Source organism: Paenibacillus sp. FSL E2-8871 (assembly GCF_038000345.1).
Classification (GTDB): domain Bacteria; phylum Bacillota; class Bacilli; order Paenibacillales; family Paenibacillaceae; genus Paenibacillus_AQ.
Genome location: NZ_JBBOBV010000001.1, coordinates 1,532,799 through 1,549,649 on the forward strand (window position 1 = coordinate 1,532,799; position 16,851 = coordinate 1,549,649).

The following is a 16,851-nucleotide window of genomic DNA, read 5'->3' on the forward strand; positions in this document are numbered from 1 at the left end:
AGTATAGTGTGAAGCTTATACTTTCTTATATTTCAAGCAGAAACGTCTTCGGCGTCCCTATAGGACGGTAAGCGTTCATGCAAGAAATATAAAGATAAAGTATAGTGTAAAACTTATACTTTCTTATATTTTTCAAAACACGTATAAATATATATTTTAACACACTTTAATGCAACACTGAACTAAAAGTTAGTTGAGTGAAAAGAGGAAGCATAGAGAACCGCTTTATTCAGCCTTTCTTTTGAAAAAAACTACGGCTTTTCCCCTTACTGGGTACATCTAATATTCCCTCAAACATTTCATTGATCACTTCTACCAACTTCCCCTTAGGCTTGAATGGATCTTGCTGAAAAGGTAGTCCATAAATCTTATCTGTACCTATAGCGGTTTGCAACAGTTGTACAGTTGAGGGTTCTGCGAGTGGTAACCCCACCCTCCAATTCGTTTCAGGCTGTAACCTTTTACGCCTAAGCCACACTAGTAAATCTTCGAGTCGCCAATCTGCACCAGAAGTAATTAGAATCGGCATATCGCTATATTTGAACTCATCAAGCGCCCCTTCATATTCCCCAACGCCAAGATCCAACACTACAAATTGATAATCCCCTCTCATCAAATCAGCCATTTTTCCGCGAATAGGACGTTTCCAATAATGTACCCCTTTCCATGAAAAAGCAGATTTCTCATCCTTGGCTGCGACAGTTGTAATCTGTGTGTATAACATGCTGCGAATGCGTTCATAAACCGATGAATCAGGAGAAAAATCAACCCATGCAGTTGTCCCCTTCTGTACAAGTAAGCTACTCACTGCGAATGAAGTATGTGTTGTTCCAAGACCTGAAGCAACTCCGAGTATGGCAATGACCATCGCTTTTCGCTTTTCGAGAGAGCGTGGGACTGAATTAGTAAAATCATTTCCTCTATCCATTTCAGATTCCATACGAATTAGTGCCTGTAGAACTGCTTCTGCATTCTGATAACGCTCCTCAGCGTGATGTCGTAATAAGCGTCTTATGATTGGAACAATGCCAGATGGCATATGGTTATAAAGCCTATTCTCCATCCCAAACTCCCATTGACTACATTGCCCTCCAGTTGCCATATAGAGAATTAATGCTCCTAGTCCATATAAATCGGATACCGGCTGACTCTGCCCACTTCCATATTGCTCAGGTGCCGCGAAGCCAACCGTACCAAGCTTAACCGTATCTTCAGAGATACCGTGTTTGTAGCTTCGTGCGATCCCAAAGTCAATTAACATCAGTTCTTTTTGCAGTGTCAACATGATATTTGAAGGCTTTAGATCACGATAGATAATCGGTGGTTGATGACTATGCAGATATTGAAGGACTTCTAAAAGCTGTTTAGCCGCCTGAATGACGAAGTCACTTGGTAAAGGTCCGGGATTATCCCTCATTAGCTGACTCAAGCTCACACCTTCAATATAGTCCATGATTAAATAGGAATACCCTTCTCGATCTGGAAGATAGAAATCGACAATACGCGGCAATCGTGGGTGATCTAATGTAATTAACATATCGGCTTCCGCTTGGATGTCCGAATGCAGCTCATCTAAGCATAAGCTTTCTTTTACAGCCCATCGTTTTCCCTTTAGCCGCAAATCATCCGCAAGATAAACAATACTCATCCCACCTGAACCAATCAGGTCCGTAATTTTGTATCTGTCATCAATAACCTGTCCAATCTTAAGCTTCGTCTCAAAATACAAACTAACTCCCCCTTTTTCGCGAAAAAAAGAGAAAGCTTCCGCCATTAATGTTCTTACCGCAAAATACGGTTAACATTAATAACGGGATGCTTTCCCTTAGTAATTTAAAATTTGTTTGATTAGTATTTAATCATATAAAGTGTGATCTCATCACGATTATGGAACAGCTGCTTTGCACGCTGAATCTGCATGCGCTCCCCTTCAAACATCGCAATAATTTCTTTGATCATCGCAAGTGGTTTCTTATGCATCAGTTTTACGGTCACAATGGCTGTTCCACCCGGTGACAGACTGTGGAGTAACCCGGTTACTAGCTTCGCCATCAGCTTAGGACTCCAGCTCATATCGCACACGAGCAGATCAAATTCATTGTCCCGGAATTTTACTTCTCCTGCGTTTTTACGAAGGATTTTCAAGCCCGGATAATTACGTAGGGACTCATGCATTAACGCAGGGTCAACAGCTGTAACCTTCATTCCACGTTCCAGTAAGAAAGAAGTCCACCCACCTGGAGAAGCACCAATATCTAACGCATTACGGAAACTGTAAAAAGGAATATCAAACTCCTTCTCGGCTTCCATTAGTTTGAACTTGGCACGTGAGATTTGTCCATCTTCCTTACGGAAACGGATGGCACCGCCATTCCAGCTAGATAAATTCGCTTCTGGTCTGGACACACCTGCATATAAGGCATTCCCGTCTGCGTAGACTGAAATAACCCAGGCTGGATCTTGCACAGTAAATTCTGCGCCTAAGCTCTGCAATTGCTCTTGGAGCCATTCACGAAGTTCTCCTGGACTGTCCTGCCAGAAGGAAGGATCACCTTTACGAACATTTAGGGATACCTTTTCACCCTCAAGCTCAGTGTGGCGACTTAAATACACCGCCAAACGCTGTAGAGCTTCCATGGTTCCTTCATCCTGAAACTGAACAGGTTGTATATGACGCAGGAAAATGGGAAGATTCTGTGTGAGTAGGCGCGTTACTTCCTCTGGTTCAGATTGCAATGTAGCCAGAAAGATTTCTCCTGGTAGTAACAAGGTACTCTTCACAGCACCGAATAAACGGCGAAGCTCTTCTTGCGCATAAGGCGCAAATCCGTGATTAGCTGTACAAATATATCGGGAATACACTTCTTCTTCCGGAGCAATGTTCTGCTCTTCGGTATCTTGTCTTAAATCGTTCAAATCGTTTTGCCTCCAGGTCTAATTTTAATCCAGGGACGACCGCTATCCCATTCAACATCAACAGGAATATCATAAGTGGCCAAGATCATTTCTTTCGTTAATACTTCTTCTTTCGGTCCAGATCCAGCTAGCTTACCCTCACGGATTAATGCAACATGCGTGAAAAGCGGGACAATTTCTTCCACATGGTGAGTTACGTATACTACAGAAACATTACGCTGTCTCAGTTTGTCTATTTCAGCCAGCATTTTTTCCCTTTCATATAGATCAAGGCCGGCACATGGCTCGTCCATAATTAATAGCTTAGGGTCAGCCATAAGACATCTTGCCAGCATAGCTTTTTTACGTTCCCCCTGTGACAAGGTCCCAAAAGGATGAAATGCCATATTGCCTAGATTCATATCTTCCAGCATGCTGATTGCTTTCTCTTTTACTTCGGAGGGGATCGTCTCGTAGAAACGCAAATAAGCGTAAGCACCTGTTGCTACGACCTCCCACACCGGATCATTTAATGACATCTTTTCCATCAAGGAAGGCCCGATATAGCCAATTTCTTTACGAACCTCACGTATATCACATTGTCCATATTTATAACCCAGCACTTCTACAGTCCCTTTGCTAGGAAACAAATAACCAGTCATCATCTCTAAGATTGTGGTTTTACCAGAGCCATTCCGTCCCAAAATGACCCAGTTCTCACCTTCTTTAACTTCTAGCGACACATCGTCCAAGATTAAGCTTTCTTCCCTGCGGAGAGATAAATGTTGTAATGAAATGATTATGATATAACACTCCTTATGTATTCCAGCACTCGCTCAACTGAAACCATGGAATAATAAACTTTCGGATCATTTTCCCGTTCTGCAGAAGCTACAAGTAGTGCAGGAACGCTCGTAATACGATATTGTTGTACCAAATTCGGCAGCATGTTCACATTGCCTGCAACCATTTGAAGTTCAGCAGGCAATAGATGAGCCGCCACCTCTAACATCCGTTCAGCAGCCTTACAAGTACCGCACAGTGGAGTGTGTAAGAATACTACAAGCGGTTCTCCTGAACTCTTGAGCGCCTCCAGTAATTCCACTTCATTCATTACCTTCATTTCAAGTCCGTCTCCTCGGCGATATCGCGAAGCTTATCAGAACTCAGGGGACCATTTACCAAAAGCATCCCCTCAGGTTTAGCAGTATATAAGATCTCATACATTTCTTTTCGCCCCCACAGACTGGAAGTGTGCAAATAGATTTCTCGGGGGAACAGTCCTTCCAGTACGATCCGTCTGGCAACTTCTCCACCCGAATAATCACCCGGTCCCATATCGTAATCCAGTGATAAAATATCCACCTCGCACTCACGCAGCATTAGAAGACATTCTTCCGTCGAACGAGCCAGAGCGAACCCTTTAGGTACCTTTCGAAGATCATCCATATAGATATGAATCACAATTACGCCTCCGCTTCAAACCAACCACGCACAGTAGCAATTTCTTTTCGGTGACTGCCATCCGCACCCTTCTCCGTTTCCATGACAACAGCTGAGCTTCGTAAAAGCTTGGAGGACAATAAGCTTTTCAGCCCCTGCTCTCCAATATGTCCTTGTCCGATTCCAGCATGTCTGTCGCGTCTTGAGTCGAAAGGAAACTTAGAATCATTTAAATGAACAGCAACAAGATGTGGCCAAAATCCAAGTCGCTCTCCTCGTTCAAGGAAGTCTTCCGTTCGCTCAGGGTTCCAGATACCAGCTGCGTAAGCGTGACAGGTGTCCAAACAAAATCCTATTTTCTCCGAAAATTGGCTAAGCTCTCGAACTTTCACGAGTTCTTCAAGTGTAATTCCTTCATTTCCATGGTTGCCCGCTTGATTCTCTATAAGCAGCTTAGTACGTCCATCCCAGGACTGAAGCACATCATTCATACATTGTATAATATTTTGATAGCCTTGTAACGGCTCCATTCCACCAAAATGTCCAAAATGAACAACGATGCCTAATGAACCACAAGCTTCTGCAATCTCTAGATCATTTAAGAGAGAGGATACATAAACCTTTCGCGGAGTAACATCATCTACACCAGCCGCCATGTTAATCCCATAGGGTGTGTGAGCAATCGAAGCAATCCCTTTGTCTTGGCAAAAGAGCGCACAATCCCTCGTATCTCTTACATCTACCTGTTTAAGTTTCAAACTACGCGGATTTTTAGGAAAATATTGAAAACATGTTGCACCGCTCTCCCAAGCGAATCGGGCAGCTCTCCCATAACCACCGCGAATGCTAACATGTGCCCCTATTTTGGAGCTATTCGTCATGCTGACAGTTTGGGCAATAAAACACTTTGCGTCCAGACTGCTCTGTTTTGATAATCGTTCCCCCATCACGAAGACAAGACTCGCCTTCACGATCATACACTTTACATTGATTATTATATGAACCTGTAACAGTATCCCCAGTCATAAACGGCATTTCCATATACCCACCAATTTCAGTGGCCTCAGTCAGTACTTTTTGGATGCTCTCATAAAGACGGGCTATAGATTCAGATGTTAAATTTTGTACTTGTACAGAAGGTAAAAGCCTAGCTTCAAAAGCAATCTCATCAGCATAGCAATTCCCGACTCCTGCCATCACATGCTGATTTACTAACAGGCTTTTGAGCGCACCTCTCCGTCCCTTTAATAATCCAGTGAATCTTTCCAGCGTCATCCGACGATCCAGCAGCTCAGGCCCAAGCTTACCCATTGTGGCTTCGCTTTCCTTCACCGACAGCAAATGTAGATAGCCTAAGCGAAGTCCAATGAAGTAAAGGATATGATCTCCAAATGCGATTTCGACTTGTGTGTTACGATCCGGCCGTTCTTCCTCCCTGCCATAAAAAAGTATTCCACCAAGCATCAAATGTAAAAGTAGTCTTCTTCCATCATGAAGATGAAACAAAATATACTTGGCACGCCGCTCAACAAAAACAACACGCGCACCGATCAATGCATTTCTAAAAGCTTCTGTTTCCATATTAATTGATTTTTCTCTGTTCACGATTACATCAGATATTGGCACATTTATAATATGCTGACTAAGCAGCTTTCTATAATTCTCCATTTCCGGCAATTCCGGCATAGCTCATCGTCCCTTCTAGGTTGGTGAAGTAATAAGATCCTAGCTATTATACACCGAGAATCGTTTTAAGTTCAGTTAAATCGGCACAAATTTCATCCGGTGAGATTCCGGTAAGGTTTTTATAGTGGTCAAGATTTTCTGCATTGGTTAATCCGGTAAATACAAGAACTGTACGACAGCCCGCATTTACTCCAGCTGCTATATCTGTACGCATATTATCACCGACAACCACTGCATGTTCAGGCTCGATACCAAGAAGATCTGTCGCAAATTTGATTAAATGGGATTCCGGCTTGCCAATCACTACCGGACTCACTCCACTAGCAGCCTCGATGGCTGCTCCGATCGTTCCTGCGCCTGGCATAATGCCATCATCTGATGGCAGCATTAAGTCTGGGTTAGTGAGTACAAACTTTGCTCCTCCCAGAATCCAGCGCGAAGCTTGCGAGAGCGACGTATAGTTGAAGGAGCGATCGATGCCTTGCAGTACATAATCGGGTGAGTCTGTGACGATGCGGAGCCCAGCTTCGGTACAAGCCACATGCAAACCCTCTTCTCCAAGTATCGCCACTGCAGCCCCAGGTGATTCCTCAGCTATGTAACGTGCGGCCGCCATTGATGAGGTACATACCTCCTCAGCTTTCGCATCGATTCCCATTCCACATAAATGTGCAGCCACATTAGCCGCTGTACGCGATGAATTGTTGGTAACAAATAAAAAAGGAATGCCCGCTTCACGCAGACCTTTAATCAGTAAATCAGCACCAGGAATCATTTTATGCCCATGGTATAACGTACCATCTAAGTCAATCAATAATCCTTTAATCTGTTCCATTATAAATCCCTCTATTTCCATAAAAAAATTAATTAATGTAATAAATTAATAACGGTATTAATGAACATTCAACCTAAGCCCAGCTTGGATTTAGAATGATTAATAATACTTTTTGTTTGATGGTATTGCCCTTTTATTTTCGGCAAGATTTCCAGCCATTCGTACCTCTTACACGCTGTAATTACTTTAAATCTAACACACTTCGTCGAATGAAATCGAACGAGAGACTCATCGAGCATTTTTTAGCATAGCACTGTCATTTCCTGCGCTTTCCCGGAAAATAATCATTTCCCCAATTGCCCGTTTTGTCTTCGATAAATTGGATATGTGCCGAATTCCTCCGCTAACAATGTCTCTGGAAAAACGAGCTCAGCTTCTTCCAGCAAAGGAATCAACTCTTCAGACGAACTGTAGCGAGAGCTGAAATGAGTCAACAATAGTTGGCCTGCATTGGCTTCCTTTGCTAGCTCTGCAGCTTGACGTGCTGTACTGTGATGGTATTGATACGCCATTTCTGCCAGATCATGAGCAAAGGTTGCTTCATGAACGATAAGGTCTGCATGAAGTGAGAGTTCTAAAGCTCCTGAACAAGGTCTTGTGTCTCCCAAGATCGTAACAATACGCCCTCTTTTAGGTTCTCTAACAACATCAGCAGCGCAGATACGAACACCGTCATCCGTTAGAACATCTTCACCTTTTTTTAATTTTCCATATAACGGTCCAGGCTTTAAGCCATAACTCTTTAGTAATTCCGTATTGAGGCTCCCGGGACTATCCTTTTCCGTTACCCGGTAACCATAGCTATCAATACGATGCTCTAATAATGCTGCCTCCACTTTAAAACCATCATCCTCAAATACCGTTCCTCCTGTATGCTCGACAATCTCAATCTTGTATGGAATTCGGGATTGGCTCACAGCTAAGGATATATCTAAGTATGCCTTCAATCCAGGGGGACCATAAACCGTTAAAGGAGATGTCCCTCCCTGATAACCACGACTAGATAATAAACCTGGAAGACCAAATAGATGATCTCCGTGTAAATGTGTAATAAATAGCTTTTCCAGCTTCCCTAGGCGAATCGGTGAGCGAAGAACCTGATGCTGAGTCCCTTCCCCGCAATCGAACATCCAAATGCTACGGCGTTCTTCCAGAAGTCTTAATGCAATCGACGTTACATTGCGTTGTATAGTTGGTACCCCTGCATTCGTACCTAAAAAATATAATTCCATCCCTCTTCCTCCCTTCTTCTTATTGGCTGAACTATCTCTTATCTATTCTAAACGTCCTTCTTCCAGCAAAAAACCCCCCAGTTACGGGAGGTTCCGCTGAAAGGGATACAATCCCCCTACAGACCGGGTGTATAAATGAAAGAATTACAGCTTCTCTACATTAAAATACTGCGCTTCTGGATGAGCGAATACCATCGCCGAAACGGAAGCCTCAGGCTCCATCATAAAGCCTTCTGTAAGGTGAACACCGATATCCTCTGGGGATAACAGTTTAAATAGTGGTCCCTGATCTTCCAGATCTGGGCATGCAGGATAACCAAAGGATACACGAATCCCTTGATATCTTGCCCCATGTCTTTGTTTCATGGTCATATCTGCAGGATCTGGGAAGCCCCATGTATCACGCATCATATGATGAACACGCTCCGCTAATCCTTCTGCTACTTCCAGCGCTACAGATTGTAACGCATGTGAGCGTAAATAATCTCCATTATCCTTAAGGGCTGTAGAGAGCTCACGAACACCGTGTCCCGCAGTTACCACGAGGAATCCAACATAGTCCATCATTCCACTGTCGACCGACTTCAAAAAGTCCGCTAGACAGAGATAAGGCTCAACACCTTGTCTTGGGAAAGTAAAGGTATGCAGAATCTCGGCTGTATTCTGTGGATTATACACGATAATATCGTTACCACTTGATTGTGCCGGAAAGAATTGATACATCGCATGAGGAGTAATCGTACCTTCCAGCATCGCTTGATGTAGAATGTCATCGACAGTACCTTTCAACTCCACAGTCCGCTCATCACCAGCAGCTAATTGCGCCTCTACAGAACCTCGTAGTCCCAGATGGTGACCGAGCAGCATCTGCATGTTCACATAAGGGATAATATGCCCCAATGGATAATTACGAATGACATGGCGCTCTAAATCCGGTGGAACAAATACAGGTGCATCTGGAGATATTTTGGAGCGCACAGCTCTAGTCAGCGTAGGAAGCTCTTGCTTAGGAGCAACTGCCACTGCGGATTCTGCTTCCACTCGAATTTCCTCGGCAATTTTCTCCCGTTCAACAGGATTCATAAGCCGATTAGCAATATCGAGTCCATCCATAGCATCCTTAGCATATAATACCAGCCCATCATATTCCGGCCGGATACGTGTTTTGGTGAACTTGCGAGTCAAGGCAGCACCACCTACCATAATAGGCACATCAATCCCAGCCGTGCGTAGGTCTTGCGCAGTCAGCACCATCTGCTGTGCCGATTTTACGAGTAGTCCAGACAATCCGATCGCATCGGCTTTTTCACGACGAAACGCTTCGATAATGGTCTCAGGTGGTACTTTTATACCCAAATTAATGATCTGATAACCATTATTGGATAAGATGATCTCCACCAGATTCTTACCTATATCATGCACGTCGCCTTTTACAGTTGCCAGCATGATCTTACCTTTTACCGATGTCTCATCCTTCTTCATAAACTGCTCTAAATGACCAACAGAAGCCTTCATCACTTCAGCGCTTTGCAGCACCTCAGCAACAATCAACTCATTGTTATTAAACAGCCGTCCAACCTCTGACATCCCGGCCATTAGCGGGCCATTGATAATCTCCAAAGGTCCTGATTTGGTAAGCGCCTCATTTAGGTCTGGAATAAGTCCTTCTTTGGTGCCTTCAACTACATATGAAGCCAGACGCTCTTCTAGTGACAGGTTAGAAATTTTCTCTTTTTTCTCAACCTTTTTCCCTCGGAAGGCGGCTACAAAAGCAGCAAGCGTGTCGTCATTCGTATTATAAATTAATTCCTCCGCAAGACGACGGTCTTCAGCAGGAATAGACGCATAACGTTCTACCTTCTCGGTATTTACGATCGCATAATCCAACCCAGCTTTAGTGCACTCATAGAGGAATACTGAATTCAGCACTTCACGTCCTGCTTCCGGTAATCCAAAGGAAACGTTGCTGATCCCCAAGATCGTATGAACACCTGGAAGTGCTTCTTTGATTAGACGAATCCCATCAATAGTTTCTTTAGCAGAGCCAATATATTGTTCATCCCCGGTTCCTACAGGGAACACAAGCGTGTCGAAAATAAGGTCTTCTCCAGCTAATCCGTATTTGTTCACTAGTAAGTCGTAGGAGCGTTTGGCAACCTCCAGTTTGTCCGTAGCCTTGATTGCTTGTCCTGTCTCATCAATCGTACCCACTACGATAGCTGCGCCATACTTATGAATCAATGGAGTGACCAGCTCAAATTTTTCTTCACCATCTTCAAGGTTAATGGAGTTAATTATCGCCTTACCTTGACAGTACTGTAATGCCAGATCAATAACCTTCGGATCGGTAGTATCGATCATCAAAGGAACTTTAACCTTTTTTACAACTAATTCTAGAAACAGCTTAATATCTTCAATCTCATCACGGTCCGGATCTTGCACGCAGACGTCGATAACTTGAGCACCACTCTTCACCTGTGCACGGGCAATTTCTGAGGCTTCCTCATATTTACCTTCGACGATAAGACGTTTAAACTTACGCGACCCTAATACATTCGTACGTTCACCAACCATGTATGGACGGTTGTCGTTCTCAATATAAATAGGTTCAATCCCAGAAAGTGCCGGTGGATGATTTCCTGCAAGCGGACGTGGAGGGAATTGTGAAAGTGCCTCCGACATAGCACGGATATGTTCCGGTGTTGTTCCGCAACAACCTCCCGCAATGTTAAGCCATCCCTTTTCTGCAAACGCAGCAATTTTACGCGCAAGAGAATCAGGAGATTCATGATAATGCCCATTCTCATCTGGCAGTCCAGCGTTCGGATAACAACTCACAGCCGCTGAAGAGATTGCAGAAAGTGAACGAATATGATCACGCATGAACTCTGGACCCGTCGCACAGTTCAGGCCTATAGAGATAGGCTTCAGATGTTCTAAAGAAATATAGAATGCTTCAATGTTCTGACCGGCAAGTGTGGTACCCATCGGCTCTATTGTTCCCGAAATCATCACTGGCAATTTGATACCCGTCTTCTCAAATGCATTTCGAATACCTATACTTCCAGCCTTCACGTTCAAAGTATCCTGAGAGGTCTCTAGCAATAACGCATCTACTTGACCATCAATCAATGCCACTGCCTGTTCCTCGTAGCTATCAACGAGCTCTTGGAAAGTCACGCCTCCCGTAACAGAGAGTGTCTTTGTTGTAGGACCCATCGCACCTACAACATAGCGGGGACGATCTGGTGTATCATATTTATCAACGGCATTACGGGCTAGCTGTGCTGCAACCAGATTAATTTCACGAGCCCGTTGCGGAATATCATATTCAGCAAGTACAACAGACGTTGCACCAAATGTATTTGTTTCAATGAGATCAGCACCTGCTTCAAGATACTGCTCATGAATCGTCTGAATTACTTCTGGACGAGTTAATACTAGCATTTCATTACAGCCGTCCAATTCTTCCCCACCAAAATCCTCACCTGTCAGAGGCACCTGTTGGATCATTGTGCCCATTGCACCATCTAGAATTAATATTCTTTGTTGTAAGCTTTCCTCAAGTGTATATTTAGCCAACGTATAGTCCCCCCAGTAAAACATTAGAGTAAGTTTAGCAGAATAAAGGAATTTCGAAAAGCCTTCCTTTCCACTCTGCATTATCTGTAATCATAGGAATTGCTATTCTTTTAATTATGGTTTTACAGAGAGTTCTTTATTAGGCATAGAATGCTGAGTTCTAGCAGTTACGTGTGATGTAACAATATATTGTCCTTCTTTCGTTAGTGTTCCCTCTGCTTGATAGATTCCATCACTGACTAGCTTTCCTTTAAATTCAATTTTCTGTTCACTATCATCTTTACTCACAATTTCGAACAGAACCTCTTTCGCATCATCTACTGCCAAGTTGTCTTGTGTCACCACTGCTTCAAAGGTCACCTTCTGATTTACAACAACCTCTTCAGGATTCCAATGTAACTCGACCTTGATAGGTTCCATAGACATGTCCATGTTCATGTTCATGTTCATATTATGTACGCCAGAATGTTTAGTTTGGTCTGATGAACATCCTCCCAATACTAAAAGTGTTGCACCTAATAATAAAGGAACTATTGTTCTTGAAATCTTCATTTAGATTCCTCCCAGTCGAATTGATTACTAAGAATCTACCAATTCATGTTATACATTCTCCATCTATTATACACATTATTATTGGTTTTTCAGTATTTCGCATCAATTCAGCTAAACTCTTGTGACTTAAATCATATACTAGTAAATCTCATCTAACATACTAAATATGATGTAGATATAAAAAAGACAGCAAGTCTCCTAGATACCTAGGAACTCACTGCCATCTTAAAGCTTAAATGAATGAAAGCCTCTTCTACTCAATTTTATAAAGATTGGACTAATGAAAGAAGCTCTCCAAGATGTTTGATTTCATAATCCGGCTGAATTTCCGGATCTGGCTGTTTGCCTTTTCTATTAATCCAAACTGTAGTCAAACCTGTTGCCAGCCCACCACGAATATCCGTTGTAAGCTTATCTCCGACCATAACTCCTTGCTCAGGTGCAATATCTAAAAGTTCTAGGGCATGCAGAAAAATTTCCTTATCCGGCTTTCCTTTTCCGAAGCTTCCAGAAATCACGATGTGATCAAAGAAAGGAACGATTTCAGGTACGCTATCTAGTTTCTCTTGTTGCAATGCAGGGCATCCATTAGTCAGAAGCAATAGCCTCACTTTCCCCTTCAGTTCTTCAAGCACCTGAATCGTTTCTTCATAGATGTAAGGTCGATTTCTACGCTCTGCTGCGAATTTGGCTGCTAATGTCTCAGCAAGAGCTTCGTCCTCTACACCAAGTGCTGCAAGACCACGACGCCATGCCTCTTTACGATATCCCGGTGCAAGCTGCTCCAATTGACGGAATTCCGGCTGTTCACCTGCAGTAAAGTTCCCCCAAAGTGCTTCAAACGGATTAATCCCAATCATCTTTGTAAACGGGTTCGTTTCGTAGGATTCATATAGTCCAATGGCTTCTTTACGCACCGCAAGTTCCAGTTCTTGTGGATCAATCGTATCCCCAGCGGCTTCACATGCAGAACGAAATGCTTCATTAACGCTCCGATCATCCCAGAGCAGTGTATCATCAAGGTCAAATAGTACGGCGGAAATTGGCATTACAGGTCTCCCTCTCCCATGGCTGGTTAATTTCTATTCGTGAACTACTTCAATTTGGTGAGCTTTTGCGAATGCTTCCAGTCGAGTCCCCATTGCATTGGTATCATAACGATTCATAAGTCTGGTAAAAATCCATTTCGTGCGTTTGCCTTTATGCTTAATTACAACAGCTCCACGCGAAAGGATGATTTTCTCAATATCAGAAGCTGGCAGATAACGTTCGCGGTTGAATTTTATAGTAGATAGTCTAGCATTCTCTACCTTCAAGTACGGACGTCGGAAGAACAGAAGTGCCGCTAGTAAGTAGTACAAAACGACTCCTAGCCAGTTCATAAGCATACCATTACCTTTGGCCTGGTCCACTGAACCAACCATCCAAAACATAGTACCAAGCACTAATAACACTACTGGAAATGCAATGTTACGGCCTTTAAAGGTTTCACTGTTCTTACCAGGAGATTTAGATTTAGATGCGTAAATCGTTTCCTTCCCCTGTTTCTTTCTTTGCTTATTAATTTGCTGCGTGTTGCGTTGAACCATTCTTTCCCAAGAACGGGCCATATGCGTTCCCCCTAGTCATCCAGTAATATCTATGAAAAGGAACAGGGTGTTAATGCTTACGCCCCTTGTTACCTTGTTCATGCTCATCATTATCGACCAATTCAATCGTATTCAATTGTGCTCGGAAGTTATTGCGAATATTCCCCAAATAAATTTCACGAAGCTTGGCGCGTTCCGCCGTTTCCTCTTGATTAAGGCCTACGCTCTTCTGTTTGCGTGCCAATTCGTTAATACGCGCGACCAACTCATCAATATTCAAAACTTTCCCTCCCCTTATAAATTAATTCTAACTCTGCCATGAGAAAAAGAGCTTGTCAAGGTTTACTCCCTGCAAGCTCTTCATGTCCTCTTATTATGTTCTTAGAATATTAATATATAGGTAAAGTGAGAACATCTCCAGCATTAATCTGACTACCTTTAATGCCATTGGATTTTTTAATTCCTTCTATATATACAGCCGTTTTCATATCAGAAGGTTTATTCTCAAGAGCAATACTCCAAAGTGTATCTCCACGTTCAACCACTACGCGCTTCTCATCCTTCATTAAAGTAGTAGATCCTGCAAATACATTACCTACTACTGTAAGTCCTGATAGTACGAGCACGATGATCAATGTCAGTTTAATAACAAAATCTCTACGGAACAAACGCATCAAGCCTTCAAGCAAAAGCTCTGTAATCTCTTTAATCTGAGCTGAATAACGGGTAATAGGATTATGTCCTAAAGATTCAACCACTGGGGCTTTATCGTAGATGCTACGGTATGTACTGTATTTTAACATGAATATCATCCTCCAAACACTTGTTCTTACTTTTGAAATTATAATAACACGAACATGTGTTTTGTTCAATACTATTTTAGAACAATTGTTCTCTTTTTTTCAGAGGTTAATATTTACCATATTCTTCATATAAAGAATCACTCTTATCGTTTAGATGAAGGAAACGCAATCAATACAAGACTACCATTTATTAACTCTTTCGAATTAATATTTATAATAGTTAGAACTTATGTTTGTGCGAACGGTAGTTCTATGTTATAATTTTCCCAAACATTACTATATGGGGTTGATTCCAATGTCAAAGATTTCAAGTCGCCAGCTGGCGATCCTGGAATTTATACGTAGCGAAGTCCGCAGCAAGGGTTATCCTCCTTCCGTCCGGGAGATTGGAGAAGCTGTTGGTCTTGCTTCCAGCTCCACAGTTCACGGTCATTTGGATCGGCTAGAGAAGAAGGGACTTATCCGTCGAGATCCAACGAAGCCTCGTGCGATAGAATTGCTTGGCCAAGAGGATTCCGAGAATGTCCATCATTTCGCGCAAACCGTCGCTCGCATTCCTGTCGTAGGTAAGGTTACCGCCGGGGTTCCTATCACTGCTACTGAGAATATTGAAGACTACTTCCCGCTTCCAACTCACTATGTTGGAGATAACAAAGTATTTATGTTATCGGTTCAAGGTGACAGTATGGTCGAAGCTGGGATTATGAATGGCGACTATGTTATTGTTCGTCAACAACAAACGGCTGATAACGGAGATATCGTTGTAGCTATGACCGAAGAAGATGAAGCAACCGTTAAGACTTTTTATAAAGAACGTGATCATATACGTCTTCAGCCGGAGAATCCGGCGTACGAGCCTCTTCGCCTTAATCGCGTGACCATTCTCGGCAGAGTTATCGGATTATTTCGAGATATCCACTAAGTATGCACTCCTACCAAGCGAAAACGGATACCGTCCTTTAGGACGGTATCCGTTTCTACGAGAAGTATAAGGATAGGGTATATCGTATAATATATACTTTCTTTTATTTTTTAAAAAAAGCTGTTCTGCAAATGCAGAACAGCTTTTTTATTGTTATCAAACTCCATTTATCAATTACAGAACATTTGTTCTCATAGGCTAAAATGACCATTTTTAATGAATAACCGTTTAGGCATCCTCCTCATATCTTAATTAGAAAGGAGTGTTGCACAATGCCAAATTACCGGATTATAGTTGATCTGACGCAGCGTATGCTTTATCTTCTTGATAACGACATTGTGATCAGGGGCTTCCCAGTCGGAATCGGTAAAATGTTAACTCAATCACCACTCGGTGAATTCACAATCATTAACAAACAACCCGATCCAGGTGGTCCATTTGGGGTCTTTTGGATGGGTCTATCTAAGCCTCATTATGGGATACATGGAAATAATGATCCCTCATCCATAGGGCACGAAGTATCCCATGGTTGTATTCGTATGTACAATGAAGATGTGTTAGCACTAGCTGCGATTGTACCGATTGGAACACGAGTAACGATCAGGAATTAAATCTATCTCTATAGATAAACACGCCTCACTCATGGTTCAATGGAGGGGGCGTGTTTGTATTTATGTATTTTTGATGACCTAATAGGAATTATGTGGTTATATGTCGAATAATGTTAACAGGATTTCAAATTGAAAGGAAGTGTCTCGTTTTGAACAACTCAAAAATTAGAACCCTCGTCGATTTTAAAGTCGATGCACTTGTTAAACTCTCTGGCTTATTGTTAAATAACGATCAAGCGAGTGGAAAAAAAGTAAATTTACTCACCTCATTCGGCAGTATTCAAGGGACCATCTCCCCTTCCACCTCCAATAAAGAGGATGTTTTTGACTTAAAATCTCTAATGGATGATGTCATTGTAGATGAATACATATCTTATTTAGGTGCGGAACATCCCGATAAAAATTTCAGCTATAACTTTGTAGTCCTTAATGATGTTTCTGTAAGACCCTATACTCACTATGAATCTCCGATCGAATACAAACAGCTAATTGTTTATACTGATCAAATCACAGCCTTCAATTTCTTATGATTTTGACATATTTATTTTAAATGCTCTCAACAAAGCACTCCAGCAGTTGCCCCAATTTTGCACTCAGCTTGCAAAATCGGCAGATCTCTGGGTGCTTTCTCTTTTTCTAATCAGTTGTCGTTTCCTAAATTCCCACGATTTTCGCTCTTAACAGATACTAGTAGAGAGAAT

The 16,851-nt window shown here is 42.4% G+C and carries 18 protein-coding genes; 3 read left to right on the forward strand and 15 right to left on the reverse strand.

Annotated elements, in window-relative coordinates:
- Positions 1–229: 229 nt before the first annotated feature.
- From NYE25_RS07065 to NYE25_RS07135, 15 genes are all read right to left on the reverse strand, one after another.
- Positions 230–1,729, reverse strand: coding sequence for a serine/threonine protein kinase (locus tag NYE25_RS07065; protein WP_341145534.1), 1,500 nt, complete (start codon positions 1,727–1,729; stop codon positions 230–232).
- A gap of 119 nt (positions 1,730–1,848) precedes the next feature.
- A complete protein-coding gene (locus tag NYE25_RS07070) occupies positions 1,849–2,916 on the reverse strand; it encodes an SAM-dependent methyltransferase (protein ID WP_340970165.1) in 1,068 nt (355 codons plus the stop codon).
- Positions 2,913–3,695 (reverse strand): ABC transporter ATP-binding protein, encoded by a 783-nt coding sequence (locus NYE25_RS07075; protein WP_341147695.1) that lies wholly within the window; start codon positions 3,693–3,695, stop codon positions 2,913–2,915. Before NYE25_RS07075 ends, NYE25_RS07070 begins: the two co-directional genes overlap by 4 nt.
- The gene (locus tag NYE25_RS07080) at positions 3,695–4,018 is read right to left on the reverse strand and encodes a thioredoxin family protein (protein WP_231573284.1); all 324 of its coding nucleotides are present in this window, start codon (positions 4,016–4,018) and stop codon (positions 3,695–3,697) included. Before NYE25_RS07080 ends, NYE25_RS07075 begins: the two co-directional genes overlap by 1 nt.
- The gene (locus NYE25_RS07085; protein ID WP_042188830.1) at positions 4,015–4,359 is read right to left on the reverse strand and encodes a cyclic-phosphate processing receiver domain-containing protein; all 345 of its coding nucleotides are present in this window, start codon (positions 4,357–4,359) and stop codon (positions 4,015–4,017) included. Before NYE25_RS07085 ends, NYE25_RS07080 begins: the two co-directional genes overlap by 4 nt.
- A gap of 2 nt (positions 4,360–4,361) precedes the next feature.
- Positions 4,362–5,309, reverse strand: a complete 948-nt coding sequence (locus NYE25_RS07090) for a deoxyribonuclease IV (protein ID WP_341145535.1) — start codon at positions 5,307–5,309, stop codon at positions 4,362–4,364.
- The gene (locus NYE25_RS07095; RefSeq protein ID WP_341055306.1) at positions 5,209–6,024 is read right to left on the reverse strand and encodes an Fpg/Nei family DNA glycosylase; all 816 of its coding nucleotides are present in this window, start codon (positions 6,022–6,024) and stop codon (positions 5,209–5,211) included. Before NYE25_RS07095 ends, NYE25_RS07090 begins: the two co-directional genes overlap by 101 nt.
- Positions 6,025–6,070: 46 nt before the next feature.
- Positions 6,071–6,859, reverse strand: coding sequence for an HAD-IIA family hydrolase (locus tag NYE25_RS07100; RefSeq protein ID WP_341055309.1), 789 nt, complete (start codon positions 6,857–6,859; stop codon positions 6,071–6,073).
- A 284-nt stretch (positions 6,860–7,143) separates the two neighbouring features.
- The gene (rnz, locus tag NYE25_RS07105; RefSeq protein ID WP_341145536.1) at positions 7,144–8,091 is read right to left on the reverse strand and encodes a ribonuclease Z; all 948 of its coding nucleotides are present in this window, start codon (positions 8,089–8,091) and stop codon (positions 7,144–7,146) included.
- A gap of 144 nt (positions 8,092–8,235) precedes the next feature.
- Positions 8,236–11,613, reverse strand: a complete 3,378-nt coding sequence (gene metH / locus NYE25_RS07110; RefSeq protein ID WP_445667169.1) for a methionine synthase — start codon at positions 11,611–11,613, stop codon at positions 8,236–8,238.
- Between the two features lie 174 nt (positions 11,614–11,787).
- On the reverse strand, positions 11,788–12,225 hold the full coding sequence (locus NYE25_RS07115) for a FixH family protein (protein ID WP_341145538.1): 438 nt from the start codon (positions 12,223–12,225) through the stop codon (positions 11,788–11,790).
- Positions 12,226–12,488: 263 nt separating this feature from the next.
- Positions 12,489–13,274: an HAD family hydrolase gene (locus tag NYE25_RS07120; protein WP_341145539.1), complete on the reverse strand. Its 786-nt coding sequence runs from the start codon at positions 13,272–13,274 to the stop codon at positions 12,489–12,491.
- 33 nt (positions 13,275–13,307) lie between these two features.
- Complete coding sequence (locus NYE25_RS07125) at positions 13,308–13,835, reverse strand: hypothetical protein (protein ID WP_149647306.1); 528 nt, start codon at positions 13,833–13,835, stop codon at positions 13,308–13,310.
- A gap of 49 nt (positions 13,836–13,884) precedes the next feature.
- Entirely contained in the window at positions 13,885–14,094 is a 210-nt protein-coding gene (locus tag NYE25_RS07130) for a DUF896 domain-containing protein (protein ID WP_042188845.1), read from the reverse strand.
- 109 nt (positions 14,095–14,203) lie between these two features.
- Positions 14,204–14,617 (reverse strand): LysM peptidoglycan-binding domain-containing protein, encoded by a 414-nt coding sequence (locus NYE25_RS07135; protein WP_341145540.1) that lies wholly within the window; start codon positions 14,615–14,617, stop codon positions 14,204–14,206.
- A gap of 295 nt (positions 14,618–14,912) precedes the next feature.
- Between NYE25_RS07135 and lexA the strand changes: the two genes are divergently transcribed.
- The 3 genes from lexA (at position 14,913) to NYE25_RS07150 (ending at position 16,680) form a co-directional block, all read left to right on the forward strand.
- On the forward strand, positions 14,913–15,539 hold the full coding sequence (gene lexA, locus NYE25_RS07140) for a transcriptional repressor LexA (protein ID WP_042188849.1): 627 nt from the start codon (positions 14,913–14,915) through the stop codon (positions 15,537–15,539).
- A gap of 272 nt (positions 15,540–15,811) precedes the next feature.
- Complete coding sequence (locus NYE25_RS07145; protein WP_042188851.1) at positions 15,812–16,150, forward strand: L,D-transpeptidase; 339 nt, start codon at positions 15,812–15,814, stop codon at positions 16,148–16,150.
- A 149-nt stretch (positions 16,151–16,299) separates the two neighbouring features.
- Complete coding sequence (locus tag NYE25_RS07150; RefSeq protein ID WP_042188853.1) at positions 16,300–16,680, forward strand: hypothetical protein; 381 nt, start codon at positions 16,300–16,302, stop codon at positions 16,678–16,680.
- The last annotated feature ends 171 nt before the right edge of the window (positions 16,681–16,851 follow it).